At 37.3% G+C, this 18,315-nt stretch carries 25 protein-coding genes; 12 read left to right on the top strand and 13 right to left on the bottom strand.

Features of this window, described 5'->3' with window-relative positions; genetic code table 11:
• Positions 1-209 precede the first annotated feature (209 nt).
• Positions 210-1,022, top strand: coding sequence for a DnaD domain protein (locus ACOZBY_RS12395; RefSeq protein WP_197225011.1), 813 nt, complete (start codon positions 210-212; stop codon positions 1,020-1,022).
• Here the strand turns inward: ACOZBY_RS12395 and ACOZBY_RS12390 are convergent.
• On the bottom strand, positions 1,019-1,771 hold the full coding sequence (locus ACOZBY_RS12390; RefSeq protein WP_422762517.1) for a phosphotransferase family protein: 753 nt from the start codon (positions 1,769-1,771) through the stop codon (positions 1,019-1,021). The genes ACOZBY_RS12395 and ACOZBY_RS12390 overlap by 4 nt on opposite strands.
• A 543-nt stretch (positions 1,772-2,314) precedes the next feature.
• Here ACOZBY_RS12390 and ACOZBY_RS12385 point away from each other — a divergent pair.
• On the top strand, positions 2,315-3,094 hold the full coding sequence (locus ACOZBY_RS12385) for an N-acetylmuramoyl-L-alanine amidase (RefSeq protein ID WP_197225012.1): 780 nt from the start codon (positions 2,315-2,317) through the stop codon (positions 3,092-3,094).
• A gap of 113 nt (positions 3,095-3,207) precedes the next feature.
• Complete coding sequence (locus tag ACOZBY_RS12380; protein WP_012294144.1) at positions 3,208-3,492, top strand: hypothetical protein; 285 nt, start codon at positions 3,208-3,210, stop codon at positions 3,490-3,492.
• Positions 3,493-3,534: 42 nt separating this feature from the next.
• Here the strand turns inward: ACOZBY_RS12380 and ACOZBY_RS12375 are convergent, their stop codons facing one another.
• The 3 genes from ACOZBY_RS12375 to ACOZBY_RS12365 form a co-directional block, all read right to left on the bottom strand.
• On the bottom strand, positions 3,535-4,137 hold the full coding sequence (locus ACOZBY_RS12375; RefSeq protein ID WP_031419926.1) for a copper amine oxidase N-terminal domain-containing protein: 603 nt from the start codon (positions 4,135-4,137) through the stop codon (positions 3,535-3,537).
• 472 nt (positions 4,138-4,609) lie between these two features.
• Positions 4,610-5,317 (bottom strand): DNA alkylation repair protein, encoded by a 708-nt coding sequence (locus ACOZBY_RS12370; RefSeq protein WP_422762424.1) that lies wholly within the window; start codon positions 5,315-5,317, stop codon positions 4,610-4,612.
• A gap of 149 nt (positions 5,318-5,466) precedes the next feature.
• On the bottom strand, positions 5,467-6,087 hold the full coding sequence (locus ACOZBY_RS12365) for a hypothetical protein (RefSeq protein ID WP_012294147.1): 621 nt from the start codon (positions 6,085-6,087) through the stop codon (positions 5,467-5,469).
• A 225-nt stretch (positions 6,088-6,312) separates the two neighbouring features.
• Between ACOZBY_RS12365 and ACOZBY_RS12360 the strand changes: the two genes are divergently transcribed.
• The 6 genes from ACOZBY_RS12360 (at position 6,313) to ACOZBY_RS12335 (ending at position 10,116) form a co-directional block, all read left to right on the top strand.
• Positions 6,313-6,633: a KGG domain-containing protein gene (locus ACOZBY_RS12360; RefSeq protein ID WP_422762423.1), complete on the top strand. Its 321-nt coding sequence runs from the start codon at positions 6,313-6,315 to the stop codon at positions 6,631-6,633.
• Positions 6,634-6,827: 194 nt separating this feature from the next.
• Positions 6,828-7,385, top strand: coding sequence for a hypothetical protein (locus ACOZBY_RS12355; protein ID WP_031419931.1), 558 nt, complete (start codon positions 6,828-6,830; stop codon positions 7,383-7,385).
• A gap of 72 nt (positions 7,386-7,457) precedes the next feature.
• Positions 7,458-7,640, top strand: coding sequence for a hypothetical protein (locus tag ACOZBY_RS12350; protein WP_230584388.1), 183 nt, complete (start codon positions 7,458-7,460; stop codon positions 7,638-7,640).
• A gap of 235 nt (positions 7,641-7,875) precedes the next feature.
• Positions 7,876-8,091: a hypothetical protein gene (locus ACOZBY_RS12345; protein WP_051563229.1), complete on the top strand. Its 216-nt coding sequence runs from the start codon at positions 7,876-7,878 to the stop codon at positions 8,089-8,091.
• Between the two features lie 342 nt (positions 8,092-8,433).
• Positions 8,434-9,471: a threonine aldolase family protein gene (locus ACOZBY_RS12340; RefSeq protein ID WP_422762422.1), complete on the top strand. Its 1,038-nt coding sequence runs from the start codon at positions 8,434-8,436 to the stop codon at positions 9,469-9,471.
• Between the two features lie 93 nt (positions 9,472-9,564).
• Positions 9,565-10,116: a DUF1697 domain-containing protein gene (locus ACOZBY_RS12335; RefSeq protein WP_422762421.1), complete on the top strand. Its 552-nt coding sequence runs from the start codon at positions 9,565-9,567 to the stop codon at positions 10,114-10,116.
• Between the two features lie 463 nt (positions 10,117-10,579).
• Here ACOZBY_RS12335 and ACOZBY_RS12330 read toward each other — a convergent pair whose 3' ends face one another.
• Positions 10,580-10,780 (bottom strand): hypothetical protein, encoded by a 201-nt coding sequence (locus ACOZBY_RS12330; protein ID WP_031419938.1) that lies wholly within the window; start codon positions 10,778-10,780, stop codon positions 10,580-10,582.
• Between the two features lie 165 nt (positions 10,781-10,945).
• Between ACOZBY_RS12330 and ACOZBY_RS12325 the strand changes: the two genes are divergently transcribed.
• Positions 10,946-11,749, top strand: coding sequence for an SDR family NAD(P)-dependent oxidoreductase (locus ACOZBY_RS12325; protein ID WP_031419939.1), 804 nt, complete (start codon positions 10,946-10,948; stop codon positions 11,747-11,749).
• A gap of 55 nt (positions 11,750-11,804) precedes the next feature.
• Here the strand turns inward: ACOZBY_RS12325 and ACOZBY_RS12320 are convergent, their stop codons facing one another.
• The 5 genes from ACOZBY_RS12320 to ACOZBY_RS12300 all read right to left on the bottom strand — a co-directional run bounded on the left by ACOZBY_RS12320 (position 11,805) and on the right by ACOZBY_RS12300 (position 15,125).
• A complete protein-coding gene (locus ACOZBY_RS12320) occupies positions 11,805-12,308 on the bottom strand; it encodes a DinB family protein (RefSeq protein ID WP_012294157.1) in 504 nt (167 codons plus the stop codon).
• A 74-nt stretch (positions 12,309-12,382) separates the two neighbouring features.
• Entirely contained in the window at positions 12,383-12,580 is a 198-nt protein-coding gene (locus tag ACOZBY_RS12315) for a hypothetical protein (RefSeq protein ID WP_232900856.1), read from the bottom strand.
• A 133-nt stretch (positions 12,581-12,713) separates the two neighbouring features.
• Positions 12,714-13,586 carry a DMT family transporter gene (locus tag ACOZBY_RS12310; protein ID WP_012294158.1) on the bottom strand — a complete coding sequence of 291 codons (873 nt, stop codon included), beginning with the start codon at positions 13,584-13,586 and terminating at the stop codon, positions 12,714-12,716.
• A 203-nt stretch (positions 13,587-13,789) separates the two neighbouring features.
• Complete coding sequence (locus ACOZBY_RS12305; protein WP_031419943.1) at positions 13,790-13,978, bottom strand: hypothetical protein; 189 nt, start codon at positions 13,976-13,978, stop codon at positions 13,790-13,792.
• Between the two features lie 187 nt (positions 13,979-14,165).
• Entirely contained in the window at positions 14,166-15,125 is a 960-nt protein-coding gene (locus tag ACOZBY_RS12300; RefSeq protein ID WP_422762420.1) for a bile acid:sodium symporter family protein, read from the bottom strand.
• A 217-nt stretch (positions 15,126-15,342) separates the two neighbouring features.
• On the opposite strand from ACOZBY_RS12300, the gene ACOZBY_RS12295 reads away from it, so the two are divergent.
• On the top strand, positions 15,343-15,771 hold the full coding sequence (locus ACOZBY_RS12295) for a HEAT repeat domain-containing protein (RefSeq protein ID WP_012294160.1): 429 nt from the start codon (positions 15,343-15,345) through the stop codon (positions 15,769-15,771).
• 461 nt (positions 15,772-16,232) lie between these two features.
• On the opposite strand, the gene ACOZBY_RS12290 is transcribed toward ACOZBY_RS12295, so the two are convergent.
• From ACOZBY_RS12290 to ACOZBY_RS12280, 3 genes are all read right to left on the bottom strand, one after another.
• Positions 16,233-16,448 carry a hypothetical protein gene (locus ACOZBY_RS12290; RefSeq protein ID WP_416277773.1) on the bottom strand — a complete coding sequence of 72 codons (216 nt, stop codon included), beginning with the start codon at positions 16,446-16,448 and terminating at the stop codon, positions 16,233-16,235.
• 393 nt (positions 16,449-16,841) lie between these two features.
• A complete protein-coding gene (locus tag ACOZBY_RS12285) occupies positions 16,842-17,036 on the bottom strand; it encodes a hypothetical protein (protein ID WP_031419947.1) in 195 nt (64 codons plus the stop codon).
• 387 nt (positions 17,037-17,423) lie between these two features.
• A complete protein-coding gene (locus ACOZBY_RS12280; RefSeq protein WP_281486528.1) occupies positions 17,424-17,825 on the bottom strand; it encodes a CBO0543 family protein in 402 nt (133 codons plus the stop codon).
• Positions 17,826-18,026: 201 nt separating this feature from the next.
• Between ACOZBY_RS12280 and ACOZBY_RS12275 the strand changes: the two genes are divergently transcribed.
• Complete coding sequence (locus ACOZBY_RS12275) at positions 18,027-18,281, top strand: hypothetical protein (protein ID WP_036215837.1); 255 nt, start codon at positions 18,027-18,029, stop codon at positions 18,279-18,281.
• The last annotated feature ends 34 nt before the right edge of the window (positions 18,282-18,315 follow it).

Below are 18,315 nucleotides of genomic sequence, written 5' to 3'. Positions count from 1 at the left end.
AGGCACACTCAACATTGGCAGTGAGCGTTGCAGCAGAGGCACTTACGAAATGGTAAGTGTCTTTTTTTGTCCATGTATTCAGAAGAACACCCTCAAAAAAAGGACCATAAATTCTAGCGAAATAAAAAATTAGAAAAATTTGTCCCTTTTTATAGCATAAACTTTTATATAGATAGTACAGAGAGTAATTGTGGAGGAGGGGGATAGCCATGATCTACAGAGTAGTGAAGAACGATAACTTTGTGGTATTGGACAAGGGCTTTTTAAATAATGACCAATTAAGTTGGAAGGCAAAGGGATTGCTTGCCTATATGCTGTCATTGCCAGATGATTGGGATTTTTGTCTGACAGATTTGGCGACACGTAGTAAATGTGGACGTGACGGGACTGCTAGCATTGTTAATGAACTGATTCGGGAAGGTTATCTTCAAAAGGTACAGGAGCGAGCAAAGGATGGAAAATTCAGCAAGGTGGAGTTTGTCGTTTTTGAAGTCTCTAACCGTGCTGCCCAGCCGTCAACGGGTTATCCGTCAACGGCCGCACCACAAACGGAAAAGCCCACACAACTAAATAATAAATTACTAAATAACCAATTACTAAACAATAAAGATGATAATCAACAATCACAGACAGCCTACTACTTTTTCGAACAACAAGGCTTTGGCTCTCTGTCGGCGTATATGACTGCAAAAATTCATTCCTGGCTAAACATTTTTTCAGAGGAAATAGTCATCCATGCGATGAAGCTAGCTGTGGAGCACAATGTATTGTGCTGGCGGTATGTTGAGAAGATATTGCAAAATTGGCATCATAAACAACTAAAGACCATGGCAGATATTGCTTCAGACCAAATGCGCTTTCATGCCCAGAAGAAAAAAGTGACGGACATGCCAGCCAAGAGACGTCAAGAGATTATTCCACAGTGGTTTCACCATCGTCATGAAGAGGAACGGCCACAGCAGCCAGCCATTAATTTTGAAGCAGAGCGGCAAAAAATATTAGCGCTGCTCGAAAGTGGCTAAACGACCTGCTGTTCGGGGTACCATAAAGGCCTCACGGAGGAAAAGTAAGCATGATCCTGTAAAATTACCTGAATTCTGGCTAACGCATCGTCAAATGATTGCGGATCATATTGGCGTGTCCAGGCAATGGTTGAAATGACATTCATGGCAGCATATAAGGCATATAGTCGCCAAAACTCTTCATCTGGTGGCTGGGTGAAATACCCATTTATTTGCCCGATGCAATAGGGGACACTATGCCGTCTACTAAACAGGGCTAGATTATAAAAATCATGATAGGGATCACCTACATCATAGCCATTAAAATCAATAACCCCATTAAAACTATTTTGGTGGCAAATAATGTGCCCAAGGTGGTAATCATCATGAAGATGGGTAGTTGGGCGTTGTCTTAATAGCGGCCAATGTTCTTCTATAAAGTACAATAATTTAGCCTCTTGCGGAATTTGATAAGAATCCTGCTGATAGGCTTGTAAATAATTAGTAAATTTCTCTTTTTGTAACGTCTCCCAATGGATAGTTTTTGGTGATTTCACCTGATGAATTTTTCTTAATTCTTTCCCTGCCATTAGACCGAGATGATACTGCTCTGTGTCCGAAAGCCTAAGAATGATTTCATCCGCAGGGGAGCCTATTAAATAGCTCATCACCATCGCTGAAAGATGGTCGTCTGGGAGGACCATATATTCAATGGCCTTATGTGTTTGAACTCTCTGGAGCTCTAAGTCCTGTAGTAAAGTAAATTCAATCCACCTTTTCTCTTGGTGTGCGAGATCGGAGAGGCGTACAAATAAGGTGTATCATTAACGGTTACGACATATTTGGTATCAGAGGAATAGCCTTTGTCGATTTTTTTAATAGCCGTGTAACGGTGTAGGCTAGTTAATCGATTCATGATATTTTCTACAATCACTTTATCTCTCTCCTTCATTCAGTTTAGAAGATACAAAATACTATATGGAGCCGTCCTTTGTCAATGCACCTGTTGAAGTGAAATGATCATTTATTCATCATTTTAAATAATAGTCATGAGCACAACTAACTAGAAAAAATGGTGTAGCTTGCATTTACTAGAATAAGTGAATGTCACTCTCTTCCTTCATTCACTTTATATGTGTAGCAGCAAAAAAGGTGAAATAGAGCAGTCATCCATTCAGCCCATCAGTCAACCATGGCAAATAGCTAGCCTGTCGCAATAAAACTAGTTGTCCATTCACCCCTATAATCGTCAAACAAATGATGAATAGCATGGTGGTCATTCGCAAAAAAATGATAGGAAAGGATGGTGCATAATGAGTTATGTGATTGAATTGCAGATGATGTCAGGATTACCTAATCAACCGCTCACCGCCATTAAGTACGTGGTAGCACATGAATCGGGTAATAGCACTAACACTGGTCCAAATGCATTAGAAAATGAAATTGCCTATATGAATAAAAATAAAGCCAATGCCTTCGTTTCTCACTGGGTAGGGGGTGGCGGACGCATTGTGCAAATAGCACCAGTTAATCGCGTTCAATATGGTTGTGGCCCTAAAGGGAATCCATATAGCTATGCCCAAGTAGAGCTAGCGCGGACTTCTGATAAGGAACAATTTAAAAAGGATTACGCAGCATATATTTGGTTATTGCGCAAAATGGCTATAGAGGCAGGGATTCCCACTATTTTAGATGGTACTGGCAACGGCATCAAATCCCATCGTTGGATAGCTGATAATTTGGGCGGCACCACACACAAAGATCCGTTTGCCTATTTAATAAGTATGGGTATTAGCGAAGCACAGTTCCAGCAAGATTTAAAAAATGGCCTGGAGGAGGGGTTAACAATGTCACAATATAATGAGTTGAAGCAGGAAATAGAAGCTTTAAAAAGCGTATTAGCTACAAAAGCTAGTTTACAATACGATCGAGAAGTAGCCGCATCTCATAAAGAAGCGTGGGAATGGGCCATTAGAGAAGGCATTATCCGAGGCGATGGCAGTAAAAATATGAATCCGGCAGGGGTTCTCACACGTGAGCAAATGGCTACTATGCTCAAACGTTATTACGATAAATTTGTCGATAATAAATAACTATGCTATAATAAAGAAAGGATAAAGTTCGTTGAAACAGCGTGCTTTATCTTTTTTTTTTAAAGATCTTTAGAACTTTTGTCGAAATAAAAAGAAGAGAGGCGGGGGTTAGGATGTTAACGAAAATAAGAAAAGTAAAATTTGAGCAGGAAAGAAAAAATCCGTTATATAACGTGGTCATGGAGTGTCCAGAGGGAAAACAACTATATATAAAATTTGATTATACCTATAAGACTAAAAATTTCTGGCCATTAGAAGTAAATTATAATAAAAAAAATTATGGCGCCAAATTGGCATGGTATACAAATGAAGTTGAAAATATGACAGTTGCTGCATTTTTAGAGAAAATAGCTAATAAAATTAATAAAAAATATCAGTTCGAGTTAGAACAACACTAAAAAAGCAGCATCCTTCCAAGGAAGCTGCTTTTTGTTTGTCCATTATTTTGTTGTAATATAGACGGTTAATTTGGCTTCATCAAATGTTACCTCTGCGCCAAGGGCTTGACTAACAAAGCGTAAAGGCACCATTGTCGTTCCTTGATAAACTTCGGCAGGGTGGCTAAGGCTAATTGTAGATGTCGTTCCATTTGCATCAACATAAGCTGTTTTGTTGCCAACCCCGATAACAATTTTCTTCCCGACCTTCGTCGCAGTTACTTTTTTAGTGGCATTATCATAAGAAACAGTTGCTCCAAGAGCTTCAAAAATTGGTTTCATCGGTACCAATGTTGTGCCATTTTTCATGTAGGCGCTTGGCGTATAACTTTGTTTTACATTATTCAAATAAACGGCTACTTTTGTCAATGCTGGAGCCTGAATTGCTGTTGTGGGCTGTGTATAGCTGCTTTGACCACCTGAGGAGGAACCACTGCCGCTATTCCCATTATGATAATGATAGCCTGTACAAAGACCTTTTGCCTTTGACTTGTCTGAACAATTATGACCACCATTGCTATCGAGACGCCCTGGATGTGCATCAGCAATCGTGGTAGTGGTGAAGAATAGGGTAATCATCGCTAAAAATAAGACTAATTTTTTCATATATATCCTCCTATTATCAAAATATGTAATTATTATACTATCAAAAAGTAAAATTTGGTATGTTTTTATAGTAAAATAGTAGTGAAATATAGGGAAGCTATTACATATCCAAAATGGAAGGCACTAACAGAAAACGATTAATTCTTTTCGGTTTTTGTAAGAGGCGATGAGGACAGCTGCAAAAGTTGCTATGGTACTTGATGCAAACATAAGACTCATTGCCCTCATAATACTACTGGTCATATCTTCTTGCCTATAAAGAAGTATCATAGACAGTACGATACCTGTTAGGATAAAAAAATGATGACTATAGTACAATGCTTGTTCGGTTGTTCTTTGTTGTCGTTACATAAACGCATGAATTCTAAAATAAAATATAGGAAATTAAAAAAATAATGAAAATCAATATTTTTTATGCGATAACAAAAAAAGCATTCATCCGAATGGGATCAATGCTTGTTAGATTGATTCATTAACATCTTACATATTTACGTTTAAAACCAAGCCTTCCTCGATCAAGTTCCTTTTGAATAGTTTCATAGGCATTCAGTGTCGTGCTTTTTTTATTGTCACGCTTCATTTCCACAGGACCAACTGCCTGTGCTATTGCCACAGCTTTTTCGTGGAGGGGTACATAGGAAATCGCCACTGTGTAAAGAAAATTATTCATCGCAGATTTTGTTCGTTCAGGCGCAGTATGAATTGTTTTTTTCACAACCTCTAGCATGCTTGCTAATTTACTTTCAGAAAATTCGTTATCTTCACGATTTCCTAAAAGCCAGCAATAGCAGCTCCAGCCTGCTGACATTTTCAGTTCCTCACCACTCGCCATCCATGCATCTGCCACCTCTTGTGCAATAGGTGATTCCGCTAAAGTGACTGCCACTACATAATCAGCCAGCATATAAAAGTAAGCCGAATCCATCCATCGATCAAAATCAGCCGCCGTCATCGTTTTTGGATCTGCAATGATACCTGCAAAATACATAGCATCATAGTTGCCAGTCGCATAAAGCTCTTCTGCCAATGCCTGATCGATTTTAATTTTCTTGGCAATCGGCTTCATGGCTCCTGTTGCCACACCAAAAACCGGCTCATGTGCCCCATTCGACATATACATTTTTTTCGTCCGTTCTTTGCCTAGCTCCTTCAGCTCCTGCATCACCATTTCTGCATTCATAGAAGCACTTCCTTTATTATCTGATTTCAACGCTCTTTACTATTATCCTATAGGGCATGCCCTTTTGTCATGATTGAACTAGTTTCGTCTAGAAATGCTTCCATCTTATTCGAATAAAAAATACGCTATTCAAATATAGTTGTTCACGATTAAAGCCTATTCCAAATAAACATAAATTGTGCAGCATCCGCTTCAAGGGCTAGTTGGTGATATTCGGTCGATTCATCCTCTGTAATTAAGCGACCTTTTTGAACATTTAAAATGGCATGTTTAACAGAAGCAGGATGTTCAACGGAGTAGTGAGAATCCTTTAGGAGGGTAAGGGCAGATCGACATTTATGTTTATCAATGCGTTCATTTTTTCCTTTGAAATATAGTTTTATAAGGTAGGGGATGTCATCAACGATTAAACCAAGCTCTGGATTTGAACGGACGATTAAGTCATCACAAACCCAATTAGATTTACCGGGTTCAAACCATTGCACATTTTTGTTTTTAAAAAATTTTAAATAGGCTTTTATAGCTTCTTGATAATTTTTCTGACGAGCAGGGAGGGCATTGTCTACAAGATCGAGAAGGTAGGAGTCATTAAAATGATGTTCATGGTATTTTTTTAACCCTTCGCGTAATGCTTTCCAATAATCCTTAATTGGATGATAATCGCCCTGATATTTAATATCTTTCACAAATTTCGTCTTGGCGGCACTTCCCTTCATCGTGAAGTCCGTAAATTGTGTTAAGCCAATTGATGGCTTTGTCAAAATTGTCATTTTCACATCACCCTTCCTTCATAAAATTACAATGTTATAGATTAGTATTATATTGGTACGAGTAAATTTATATGATTGCTCGAAGACTGAAGAGAGCTGGGATGGCAAGGTTCTACTACTATAGAAAAATCAATTTTTTGAAAAAAGGATGTTTAGATAGGATGTAGCTGGGAATATAAATAGCGAGCTAGTCAATAGCTCAAAAAAAATTAGGAGGAATAGAAAATGGCTAACAAGCAAAACAATCGCAACAGAAACAACAATGAAAACATGACTGTCGAAGAAGCGGGACGTAAAGGCGGAGAAGCTACCTCCAGAAATCATGATCGTGATTTTTATGAAGAAATAGGACGTAAAGGCGGCGAGGCTACGTCTAAAAATCATGGACATGAATTTTATCAAGAGATTGGCCAAAAAGGTGGAGAAGCTACAGCTGACAACCACGGCGAGGAATTTTACGAAGAAATAGGTCGCAAAGGCGGCGAGGCTCGCAGCAAACAGCGTAGTAATAACACTAACCAAAATCGAAGAAGTAACAATCAATAACTAATCCCTTTAAATAAGATAAGACCCTTCACACACGGGGCGTTTGTAGTTTTTACTACAAGCGCCTTTTTTGTGGAGCATTTCCTCAAGATCTACAGGATTTATTTGTTGAATTTATATGAATTGTAGTATATATTTAATCCGTTTCCATTATAGTTACATGAGATTGTTTGCAGAGGAAATGAGGACGGATCATGACAAAACAACATAATGAAAAAGAACTATATGATATCATCAACTCCGTTGTGCAGGCTGTTGGCATGCGGATGACTATAAAGCAGGACCATTCAGGAATTAATATGAGCTATAACTTTATTGGGCATTATGTAGGCTTTGATGCCGAGCGATTAATCGAGGCAAAGAATGAGCTGCCACATCCACCTTCACTTGAAGTGTATGTAAAAACAATGACCTTACATGAGCTGGGTCATGCGGTGGATCGTGAAGCATTACAATCATCGCTTCCGCGTACCATTGAAATTTTTACAATGAAAAAACAACATAGCTTACAGGAAATTTATCTTCATGAGCATCTGTTATCTATGTTGCTGGAAGAACATCATATGAATATTCAATTTGAGCAAACTGCATGGGAAAATGCTTGGGCTCTCAATCATAAACATCACTTAGTAAGTGATGAGGATTTTGATTATATAAAGCATTATAGCCTAGCGACCTATAAAAAATTATATGACCAAGATTTACAAGCATATCACCATCTTTTGAACCAGCTTGTACCTCAATTAGCATAGCTAGAAATGATTATTTCATACCTTTCCAAGAATGAGATCGAACCAATTAGGGCAATGTAATACTACTTGGAGGTGATCATTTTGACAAAGGGCAAGCAATATAAACGTCAGTCAGAGTTGGCGGAATTAGCGACAGATTTAAGTCCAGATGATTTAGATGTGCGTGAAGATAATTCTTTAACAAAAGAACAAAAGAAAAATTCAAACGATACGAATCGTGCGAATGAATCATCATCATGTAAATCTCAATCATAATTCACACACCACAATCCATACGATTGTGGTATTATTTTGTCCGTAATTTCACCTATGAGTAGACTAAAGCAGAGAAGATGGTTTGAATCCGTACATACAATGCATAAACAGATACCAAATTAACATCCATTCCTATCAATTACCAGATTTATATAAAAACTATGGGTATAAAGAGAACAGATTCCATTTTTTGCATGCTATAATCATACATAATGAAAGAGGAGGGATGGAAATAGTGGAATTTTTTATTATGTTTATTGGCATCATCATAGTCGTCAGTATCCTTAGTAGCTTTAGCCAAAAATCTAATCAATCCAATGAGGAGATACATGATTTACATTCAACAAACGATTGGAATGGTCATCATTTGCATACTACTACTCACGAGAACCATCATTGTGCTGATAGCTCAACAACTAGTGATTCGTCATGTGGTCCTTCAGGAGATTGAGCAATGAGGAAATCTAATTTAGTAAGAAAGCCTAATGATTATTATTTATCATTAGGCAAATTTATAGAAAGATTGTAGTTTTTTCATCGTAAATAGAAATTATGGCTAAAAGTATGATTTACAGATGACATACTAGATTTATAACAATGAAATAAAGCCTCCTTTAAAGGAGGGAGAGAATGATTTTTAAAATGATAATCATTCCTATAATTAGTATCTCAGCCCGAAGCGTTCCTTGTAATAGCGAATAAGTCCTTTAGACCACCAACTAACCATAGATTATTACCATCCTAAGGTTGTAAAATAAGCTATAGATACAGAGAGAAATTGGAGGGAAAAGATATGATACGATTTGAAAATGATTATGCAGAAGGTGCCCATCCACAAATTTTGCAAAAATTAGTGGAAACCAATGAGGAGCAATCTCCAGGTTATGGGATGGACGAGCATTCGGAAAGAGCTAGAGCCTATATCAAAAAAGAGATAGCGGCTGAGCAGGCAGACGTTCACTTTTTAGTTGGTGGCACGCAAACGAATACAACTGTCATCGCCTCCATCCTACGTCCTCATCAAGGAGTCATTGCGGCAACTACAGGCCATATTGCTGTCCATGAGACAGGGGCAATTGAAGCGACCGGTCATAAAGTGCTCCCTTTGCCTAGCGATGATGGTAAAATAACGGCCGCACAGGTAAAGGCATGCTATGACGCCCACTGGCAAGACAGCACACATGAACATATGGTACAGCCAGGCTTAGTGTACATATCTCATCCAACAGAAAATGGAACAACATATAGTAAAGCAGAGCTAAGTGCAATAAGTAAAGTTTGCCGGGATTGTGGATTGCCATTGTTTCTAGACGGTGCTCGTTTAGGCTATGGTTTAGTAGCAGACGGTAATGATTTATCGTTAAAAGATATTGCTCAGCTTTGCGATGTATTTTATATAGGTGGAACAAAAATGGGCGCCTTATTTGGCGAAGCGGTCGTAATCGTGAATCCAGCTTACCAACGAGATTTTCGCTATATGATCAAACAAAGAGGTGGGCTACTCGCAAAAGGCAGATTACTAGGTCTTCAATTTGAAACATTACTGGAGAATCATCTTTATTTGGATATTGCCCATCATGCGGTAGAGATGGCAATGCTCATTCAGCAGGCGTTTATCCAAAAAGGATTCGCCTTACGCTATAATTCAAAAACCAATCAGCAATTCCCCATTTTGCCGAACGATTTACTTAAGAAATTAGGCGAAAAATACTCCTTCTCTGTTTGGGAAATCTTCGATGATACCCATACGGTTGTTCGTTTTTGCACAAGCTGGGCGACAAAAAAAGAAAATGTGGAGCGTTTAATAAAGGACATCGAGCGACTAGCATAATATTCAACTGCACTTGGACTTCCCGAGTGCAGTTTTTTTCCTATTATTCCCTAAATATTGCTATAATGCAATTAGGAAGAAAGGTGGGGGTGTATGATTAACTACGTAGCATTACTGAGAGGCATTAATGTAGGTGGACATAATAAAATAAAAATGGCTGACTTAAGGGAAGCTCTTATACCACTTGGATTGCAAAAAATTCGTACCTATATACAAAGCGGGAATATTCTTTTTGAATCCACCGAATCAGAGGAAGTTTTGCAGAAGCTAATTCATGAAACAATCCAAATAAACTTTGATATTACAAGTACAGTCATCATTAGAACCGCTGAGGAACTTCAGCATATCGTCAACAATTGCCCATTTTCTCAGCAAGACATGGCTGACGCTAGTGCCACGGCAATAGGGGAATGCCTTCATGTCGCCTTATTACCTGCTGCCCCTACGGAAGAAAATAGTAATAAATATTTATCATATGTGAATGAGCAAGAGCGTTGTGTCATCATCGGCAGAGAGGTTTATCTTTTATTTTACAATAGCATTCGCAACGCTAAGCTTAGTCAACAATTGCCCAAGCTCGAGGTGCCCGCAACGGTTCGTAATTGGAAAACTATCATGAAGCTTACAACCATGTTTGATTCATGACGCGAGCTCCATTAAGTTTACTCATTTAACCTATTAGTTATTTCATTGTAAAAACGATTCATCAAAAATGCTCATCATCTATCTCTTTATTTTGATGTGGAATTGGGCGAAAAAACCGTATCAATGCGGAAGAAAAATAATAGGGGAAGCATAAAAACGGGAGCAACTAAGGATGCTTTCGTTTTTTTAAATAGATAATAAAAAGGGCTGTAGCGAGATTATTCGCTACAGCCAAGAATTGGTTGACCCTCTGAGGATTTCCAATGTATTATAGCATAATTATTTAGTTCTTGTATAGAAGGGTAGGAATTAGGTGTATGGTCACACTAAATTAACCCTTGAACATTGCACTTTCTAGTAGTTGGTGACTTGAAAAAACACGCACTGTCAACGGATGAGCTGAAAAAGAAAACGATAGCTCAAGCCAGTACATCGACGTTTGTCTTGACAATACCCATGCGCCTTATTTAAATTTCTCCGGCTTAGCCACTTTGATGGATGAAGCTTCCCCACATTTTGTACAAAACGTTAAGATGAGGGGAGATCCAGTAGCCATAATGGAGCCCATCGGCCGTATATTTCCTTCACTTGTGAAACTGCCAATTTGTCCTGAAGCAAAGGCATCGTTTCCACATGCTTTACAATTCAATTTATTGCTTGCCATATGAACACCTCTTTATGTAATATATGTAAATTTTAACATAAAAAAAGAGAGCGTAGGTAATCGATAAGCTAGTCTTTTTAGTTTAAAAATAAATAGTTTAATGTTAAACTACATTTCAGGAAGAAAGAGTTGGTTGCTCTTTTTAGTTATAAGGAGGAATTGTAAATGAATCGTGTACAAAATAAAGTAGCATTAGTAACAGGTGGCGCATCAGGGATTGGTTTATCAGCAGCGACCTTATTAGCACAGGAAGGCGCAAAAGTTGTTATTGCCGATTTTAATGTAGAGGGTGCTAAAGAAGCGGCCAGTTCTTTAGTGAAAGAAGGATACGAAGCTTCAGCTATTTTCCTTGATGCAGGAGATGCCTCTTCTATAGAGGCAGCGGTGAACTTCACGGTGGAACAATACGGCACATTCACAGTACTATTTAATAATGTGGGACTAACGAACTTGCAGAAGGATTTAGATGTTGTCAATATAGACTTAGATGAATGGGATCGTTTAGTCAATGTGAACTTAAAATCCATTTTACTCGGTAGCCGTTTTGCGATTCCACATATGCAAAAGGCAGGAGGGGGTTCTATTATTAACACAGCTTCCATGGCCGCATTCGCTAGTGATCAAATCCGTACAGCTTATGGGGCTACAAAAGCAGGCGTGGTCAATCTGACGAAGAACATTGCCACACAATATGGTAAAGATAAAATTCGCTGTAATGCGGTCGCACCAGGTCTCATTTTAACACCAGCAGCGAAAAATAATATGCCAGAAGAAATGCTAGCAATCTATTCTAAATTTAATGCTCTACCATATCATGGTGAAGCAGATGATATTGGTCATGCAGTGGTATTTTTAGCCTCTGACGAATCGAAATTTATGACAGGTCAAACATTGCAAATTGAAGGTGGGCATTATTTAGCAAACCCAACCATTGCAGACACGAATAACGGGTTAGCTACTCTTAACTAAGTTCTCCATAAAAGAGGTTGTCCCTTAATAGGCAACCTCGATTTAATTGTTTGATTTACATGTTGGGAGCTTGCAACCCGAACTGTGCCCATTCCTCTTTGGCTGGACCATAAATGCCTGGAACAGGTAAGCCTGCTTGACGCATTAGCACAGTCATTTGTCCACGATGATGACTTTGATGTTGCAATAAAAATAATAAGAGGGAGCCGTTAGGGATGGTTTGACCAATAAATTCAATTGTTTCATTCATGGTCTTGTCTGTCCATTGTGTTTTTAAAGCTTCCATAAAGGCATTACTCGCTTGGTAATAGCTATCTGCAATCAATTGTGCTGAAGTAGGAACAGGAAAATCCTCTGCTGGTGCCTCGAATGTTAGATGGGTATTCGCAGAAATAATTCGAATGGCTGTGACCGTATGCCACGCTATACGTCCTAAAGTCCAATGTTCAGCAGTAATGGCTTGATGAAGCGATTCATCAGTAAGCTGTTGTAATAGTTTTTGCGTAGCAGTGGCCTCAAATGTCCAGGATTGTAAAAAATGCTCTACTGTTTGAAACATAAAAAACCTCCTAAAATGAAATCTTCCATTCAATTATATATTTATTAATAGTGAATAGGATTATTTTCCACAAATTAAGTTCCCAAAAGAAAAACCATATAAAGTATGGCATAAACAGGAAGGGCAGTGGACGTAACGATATACATTATCCATTCACCCATCGTTAGTTTTCTTTTCCATCTCGTTAATTTAAGATGTCGACGATACACCATAGTAGAAATAAGTATGAGTATAAAGGATAGCTCCTTTAAGGAATCTAATAAGGTAATCAAATCATCATCTCCTTTAGGCTGTTGCAATATATGAGCCGAGCTGTATGAACATGACAACAAAATACGTGATATCCGCCAGTAGCTGGTTTAAGAAAAAAGCGCGCCTCTATACAAGATAGAAACGCACATACTGTTACTCTTCGCGAATGACCATAAATACTCCACTAAAAATAAATAGGGAGCCCAACCAAAACGAAAGACCAATCGCTTCACCTAAAAGAAGCCAGCCTAAAATTGTGCCTACAACGGGCTGAAGGAAGAAAAATAAGCCCCCACTAGAAGCATTCATTAGTTGAAGCCCTTTATTCCACAATAAAAAACCTCCAGCAGTTGAAACAATACCTAAGTATAACAAGCCGCCTGAAATTGTAGGCTGTAAAACAACGGATAAATTCAAATCTTTTAGCCTTGGAATGACAAAAGGCGTTAGTAGTATGACGGCAATCAAAGAAGAGTAGGTTGTTACAACAATTTGAGAGTAATGACTTGGAACCTTTTTTACTAGTACTGACATTAATGCCCATGTCAATGCAGCAACCAATAAGTAGAGTCCACCTAATTGTTGGGTTAAATTAATTCCGCCATGGCCTACAATAGCACCAACGCCAATTGTGGCAAGAATAATGGACAATCCTTTTTTCGGCGTTATGTTTTCCTTCAATATGATACGAGCAAAGACCACCATAAAAGCAGGTGTTGTAGCCGTAATAATCGCACCCATTTGGGCAGTGGAAAGCATAGTGCCCATTTCTTGGGTAACTATCGAAATTGTATTCCCAATGAGGCCGACAAGAATAATAAGGAGCCTATCTTTTTTGGCGATTTTCCAAGATTGCTTCATCATAATGCCAATTAAACCAAGCGCTAATACGGCAATCAAATAACGAATCCAAACAAGCTCCAACGGTGGCACGACTTCCACCACTACTTTAACAACTACATACATAGCGCCCCAAATGCTCGCCGCAAGCGATAAAAAGAGGGCACCGATAATTTTAATTCTCATGTTTTTTCCTCCGTTTTCATAGATACCTATGTCCTTAACGGAGAAAAAGCGCTTCTACCGTTAAGGAAGAAGAAGTGCTGGAACGTCCTGTTCAAACAATGGAGCATACATCATTTAGATCACACCATCCTATTCATATATTTTTATAAGTACAAGGGAAACGTCATTGATTTCAGCAAGGCGATTCAGATTGAATAGCAATACTAGTTTCGAGCTGTTCTAAACAACGATACACTACTAAAAACAAAGCCTATAAATCCACAAACGAAGAACATATAAGCTACAAGCTGGGACATAGCTTCCAAGTGATTGGTAAAGATTTTATAGGCTCCTACTAAAAATAATGCTAAGCCGCTAACTAAACAGATGAAAATCCTACTCTTAACAGTCATCACATCCCCCCCCTGAAAATTAGATTGGCGAATGAAGCTTGATACATGCCACTTCTTTTTTGCTCTTTTAGGGAATAGTCAGCCTAAAAAAACCTATAAAAGAGGAGGGACACCAATAAAACTAAAATAGCTCCTACTCCATAAACAGAAATAACTGTAATCATGTCCTTTTTCATGAAAACACCACCTAATGTGAAACTTGATTTTCATCCATCAAAGTGGTTCTTTTTATCACCAGTTTACTAAAAATTGATGCAAGCACTTGCTGAAATAACATGCCAAACACGACAGGCATTGCTACTTTACCTGGGAAGTATGTAGTAGCAACAATGACCCCAACGGCAATATTTCTCATACCGCCAGTATAAACAAAGGTAGCCATATGTGAATAGTCTTTTAGCAAATAGCGACCTATGTAAAAGGCGAAAACATAGCCGGATACAGCAATTAAAAACACTAATAATATCACGAACAATAGGTGTAGATTAAAATCCTTCAAGTATGGAGCGATCGCACTGCTATTAATTAAAATGACAGTAAATAAACATAGCTTTGAAAAAGGTGCAAGCTTCTTTCCAATTTTCTTGGGTATTTCTCCCTTTGACCATTCATTCACCAATATACCGACAATCGTCGGCAAGACAATCATTAAAACTAAGTTAAATACAAGCGATAGAACGTCTAATTCAATTTTTTCACCCGACACAAAGAAGAGAATGAAAGGGAGAATGAATGGAGAAAGTAGCGTATCGATTAAAATTATGGATAAGCCTAATGGTAAGTTTCCTTTGCAAATATTGATCCAGATAACACTTGTAACCCCTGTTGGAAGTGCAACCGCTAAAACAAAGCCGACCGTTAATAAATGGTCGTCAAAGATCACAGTGGATAAGAAATACGCCCATAACGGCATGAATAGGTGAAGAAAAATAATGGAGAAGATAATAAGTCCTGGATGCTTCATAAAGATTTTTACATCTTTAAATTTCATATGTAAGCTTCCTGAGAATGTCATGAATGCAAATAGCCAGGACACGAGGAATACTAAATTTTGTCCCCAGCTTTCAACTAATACACCTAAAATTAAACTTAATGGTGTCAAGATGGCAATGTATTTTTGGAGAAATACATTTAATTTTTCTAACATCAAAAGACCTTCTTTTTCATCTGATTTTATACCTTAATTATAATAATAACAGGAAGAATAGGGGGATAGGCAAATAAAAAAGCAGAAGGTTCGATAGCATCCGGTCTAATAGGCTTACCAGTGATTTATCGCTATTTTCACCAAGACAACGTATAATAAGTGAAGCAGAAGAAAAAGAATTTATTTTTCCTCTAGTCAAAAAAAGAGGTGCAATTACTTGAAACAGTTTGAAACAGCATTACCTGAGCAGTATGAAACATTAAAAAAACAGGCCAATTATACATCTAGCTGGCGAGAGCGTTTAGACGCAGTCGAAAAGTTATCGGCTTATCAACATGACAAAATCATAGATTTATTATTAAATCGTATGCAGCATGATACTGTCTACAAGGTGCAGGTAGCAGCCTATGAAGCACTTGTGGCGCTTGGCGAGGACGTAGAGAAACCATCACCTGCACGTTTTGATATTATCAAGGGAACAGACAAAATTTTCCTGCGGGTTAAAAAAAGCTTGCCGAAGGACCATACAGTGGCAGACTTTGCAGATAAACTAAAACGTATGCGTTTAGATGTCTTTGATGCGTATGAAGGCGACAAAGGTGTACAATTTATGAACTGGTTAGAGGAACGTTGGGCAAAACTGTAATCAATTGTATACCGATTTATGAAGGAAAGTTATTCTCTCCCAATGTGGAGAGAATGGCTTTTTCTTAGCTAAAGCTGCGGTTCAACAAATAATAAAATGTATTACTTTTTTACTTTGCATCAGGGAACGACGCATACTATACATAACGATCTTTAATTAACCGGCACTTTTTACGAAAAAGGAAAGCATCAGATGTCGTAGAGGAATGATAAAAAAATGCTGGTATGCTAACTACAGGTTTTTATTCAGATAACACACGTTGAAGAATCTCGAAAAGTCCTATCGTAGCTATGTTTATATAGCTAAAAGAGCACCAACATTGACTTAGCAACATTCCTGCCTTTTAGTGTGTTTCCAAGCTTTCGTGTGGGAACGTTTATTGAATTTATAATCTATAAAGTATTTATTAATCAAGAATAGTCATTGCAGTAATACATCAGAAAATGAATACAAAACATTAGTTATCCACAATAATGATGAAAACACCAAATAACAAGAAACATACTCACTATCCCCCAAGCAGTGGAACTCCATATCCACCAAATTACGGATTTAGCTTTGAATGAATTTTCCTCGTTTATAAAAGCAACCTTACTTTCCATCCCTTTTTTCATGGAAGTGAGAACAATAAATCCAATTATTATGAAGCCAATAGTTATCCAAAGTAATAGGTCCAATTTTACATACCCTTTATAATTGAAAGTCACTCCAATTTATTATAGTAATTAGATTCTACAAGGAAAACAATAAACCTTGTGATCATTCAAGTGCAATTTAGTATTTAAAATACCCTGTGAAAATAATAGATAAACACATGCTGAAACTTAAAGTTCCAAAAGCTATGTTTGGAATCTTTTCTTTCATTCTGACCTGATTGTAGATGAATAGATTTTGCACATCAACAAAGGATTTTTAATCAAACTTTATTGATCAATTTGCTTGTCTCATTTGCATCATTTCATAGTTTCTTTATTGATTATTTGATATTTGTCTCCATTATAGTAAAACAGCCCCTTCAAAATGAAAGGGGCTGTTCGTGGGGGCTGAAATTACCCTCAAGTCCAAGGGATTTATCGAATTTTGACTTGTCTTTTATCAGTTTCCTTCGAAAAAGGAATCCGTACAATACCAACGATCAATAAAATATTACCTGTCCATCTTAGCCAGACATAATAGGGATGATCCTTTAACAGAAACAGTGAGGTTAGTATAATAATCATCCCAATCCCAATGAGCAATTTTATATAAATGGGTATTTTCGACATTTCCTTCCTCCTTTTAAAATAATGTACTTATCATCAATCTATAATGTTGCTAAGTACCTAAAAGACTAGAAGTGGGTAACGATAATTGCTATTGATCCAAAGATAAGGATGCCCATATTTAGCATACTAATCATTGAATAGTTTCAATATATTATAAAATTTATGTTTACTAAACCTTCCTAATAACTTATGTAAGTCATGTAAAACATATGAAGGGTCACTTTGGTTAGAAGTGACCCTAAGTAACAAATCAGGAGGTTGTTAAACTAGTTTAGCTTAACTATTACTATATATATGATGAGTTCACTTCGTATATCTAGTTGATGGCCTCTTCAGTAGAAATTAAAACTATATTGAAGAAAAATTATTTTTTTAGCAAAAAAATAGTTATCGGAGGACGCGTATTTTCAGTAAAAATCTATAATACCCATACAAACATAAATAAGGGAGCAAATAGGAGAAAAAGGTAAAATAAATATTCCATCCGTTTTGGTAGATGACCCTTTCAAAGAAAACAAATATCCCTTCTAAAAAAGTGGTGAGCAAAGTCATTAAAAATAGAACCAAAAAAGGTTTGTTCGTTTTTTTTATGAAATAGATACAGTAGCAGGATAAGACAGGGTATATGCCAACATCAAAAGGTAGTGAAGCGAAACTTTTTTGTTCGGGAAAAGGTAGCACCTCCCAAAAATCGAAATAAAAGCCGAGAGCATTCATGAGATAAGCAACGACACTAAAAAATGGAGCCACTAAAAAAAGCAATATTTTTTCTTTTTTGTATAGATGCATGAGACAAATCACCCAAGGAATGAGAAAAACTAAAAATAAATGTAAAATCATCTTTTACCCTTTCATTACTAACTAATCTAATCTTTATTAGTATTACTGCAGAACCGTAGAAACATACAGATGTTGGTGATGTGGAATATAACAATACGTCAAAAATATTTTAATTGATGTGGACAATAATGAGGACGGGAGTTGAATAAAGTGAGTGGAATTGATAAACGTAATCGATTAAGCGAGGAGCCATTTACGTATCAAATTACGAAAAAAGGGACTGTCGCTATTTATTACGAGGGGAAACAAATTAAAGTGGTTAAGGAAAACGAGGCAGAGCGTCTTTTAGCAAAAATCCATGAAGCGGAACAACAGACAATAGAAGTTCAATTATTATTAGCGAAAATGACGGGCAATTTTAAAAGAGGGAATGAAAAATTAGGGAAACAAAAAAGAAAGGTTTAGCTATGGAGAATCAAAATTTATGTGATGAATGATT

Source organism: Lysinibacillus sp. NPDC056220, from assembly GCF_049315265.1.
GTDB lineage: Bacteria > Bacillota > Bacilli > Bacillales_A > Planococcaceae > Lysinibacillus > Lysinibacillus pinottii.
This window is presented reverse-complemented; position numbering and strand designations above follow the sequence as displayed.

What these genes read in the sequence shown, in the direction of transcription:
- ACOZBY_RS12335 (WP_422762421.1), top strand. Translation starts at nt 9,565, where the DNA reads ATGATTAACTACGTAGCATTACTGAGAGGCATTAATGTAGGTGGACAT.
- ACOZBY_RS12365 (WP_012294147.1), bottom strand. Translation starts at nt 6,087, where the DNA reads ATGACAATTTTGACAAAGCCATCAATTGGCTTAACACAATTTACGGAC.
- ACOZBY_RS12385 (WP_197225012.1), top strand. Translation starts at nt 2,315, where the DNA reads ATGAGTTATGTGATTGAATTGCAGATGATGTCAGGATTACCTAATCAA.
- ACOZBY_RS12330 (WP_031419938.1), bottom strand. Translation starts at nt 10,780, where the DNA reads ATGGCAAGCAATAAATTGAATTGTAAAGCATGTGGAAACGATGCCTTT.
- ACOZBY_RS12320 (WP_012294157.1), bottom strand. Translation starts at nt 12,308, where the DNA reads ATGTTTCAAACAGTAGAGCATTTTTTACAATCCTGGACATTTGAGGCC.
- ACOZBY_RS12310 (WP_012294158.1), bottom strand. Translation starts at nt 13,586, where the DNA reads ATGAGAATTAAAATTATCGGTGCCCTCTTTTTATCGCTTGCGGCGAGC.
- ACOZBY_RS12370 (WP_422762424.1), bottom strand. Translation starts at nt 5,317, where the DNA reads ATGAATGCAGAAATGGTGATGCAGGAGCTGAAGGAGCTAGGCAAAGAA.
- ACOZBY_RS12300 (WP_422762420.1), bottom strand. Translation starts at nt 15,125, where the DNA reads ATGTTAGAAAAATTAAATGTATTTCTCCAAAAATACATTGCCATCTTG.
- ACOZBY_RS12305 (WP_031419943.1), bottom strand. Translation starts at nt 13,978, where the DNA reads ATGACTGTTAAGAGTAGGATTTTCATCTGTTTAGTTAGCGGCTTAGCA.
- ACOZBY_RS12280 (WP_281486528.1), bottom strand. Translation starts at nt 17,825, where the DNA reads ATGCATCTATACAAAAAAGAAAAAATATTGCTTTTTTTAGTGGCTCCA.
- ACOZBY_RS12380 (WP_012294144.1), top strand. Translation starts at nt 3,208, where the DNA reads ATGTTAACGAAAATAAGAAAAGTAAAATTTGAGCAGGAAAGAAAAAAT.
- ACOZBY_RS12375 (WP_031419926.1), bottom strand. Translation starts at nt 4,137, where the DNA reads ATGAAAAAATTAGTCTTATTTTTAGCGATGATTACCCTATTCTTCACC.
- ACOZBY_RS12360 (WP_422762423.1), top strand. Translation starts at nt 6,313, where the DNA reads ATGGCTAACAAGCAAAACAATCGCAACAGAAACAACAATGAAAACATG.
- ACOZBY_RS12355 (WP_031419931.1), top strand. Translation starts at nt 6,828, where the DNA reads ATGACAAAACAACATAATGAAAAAGAACTATATGATATCATCAACTCC.
- ACOZBY_RS12395 (WP_197225011.1), top strand. Translation starts at nt 210, where the DNA reads ATGATCTACAGAGTAGTGAAGAACGATAACTTTGTGGTATTGGACAAG.
- ACOZBY_RS12340 (WP_422762422.1), top strand. Translation starts at nt 8,434, where the DNA reads ATGATACGATTTGAAAATGATTATGCAGAAGGTGCCCATCCACAAATT.
- ACOZBY_RS12325 (WP_031419939.1), top strand. Translation starts at nt 10,946, where the DNA reads ATGAATCGTGTACAAAATAAAGTAGCATTAGTAACAGGTGGCGCATCA.
- ACOZBY_RS12285 (WP_031419947.1), bottom strand. Translation starts at nt 17,036, where the DNA reads ATGTCGAAAATACCCATTTATATAAAATTGCTCATTGGGATTGGGATG.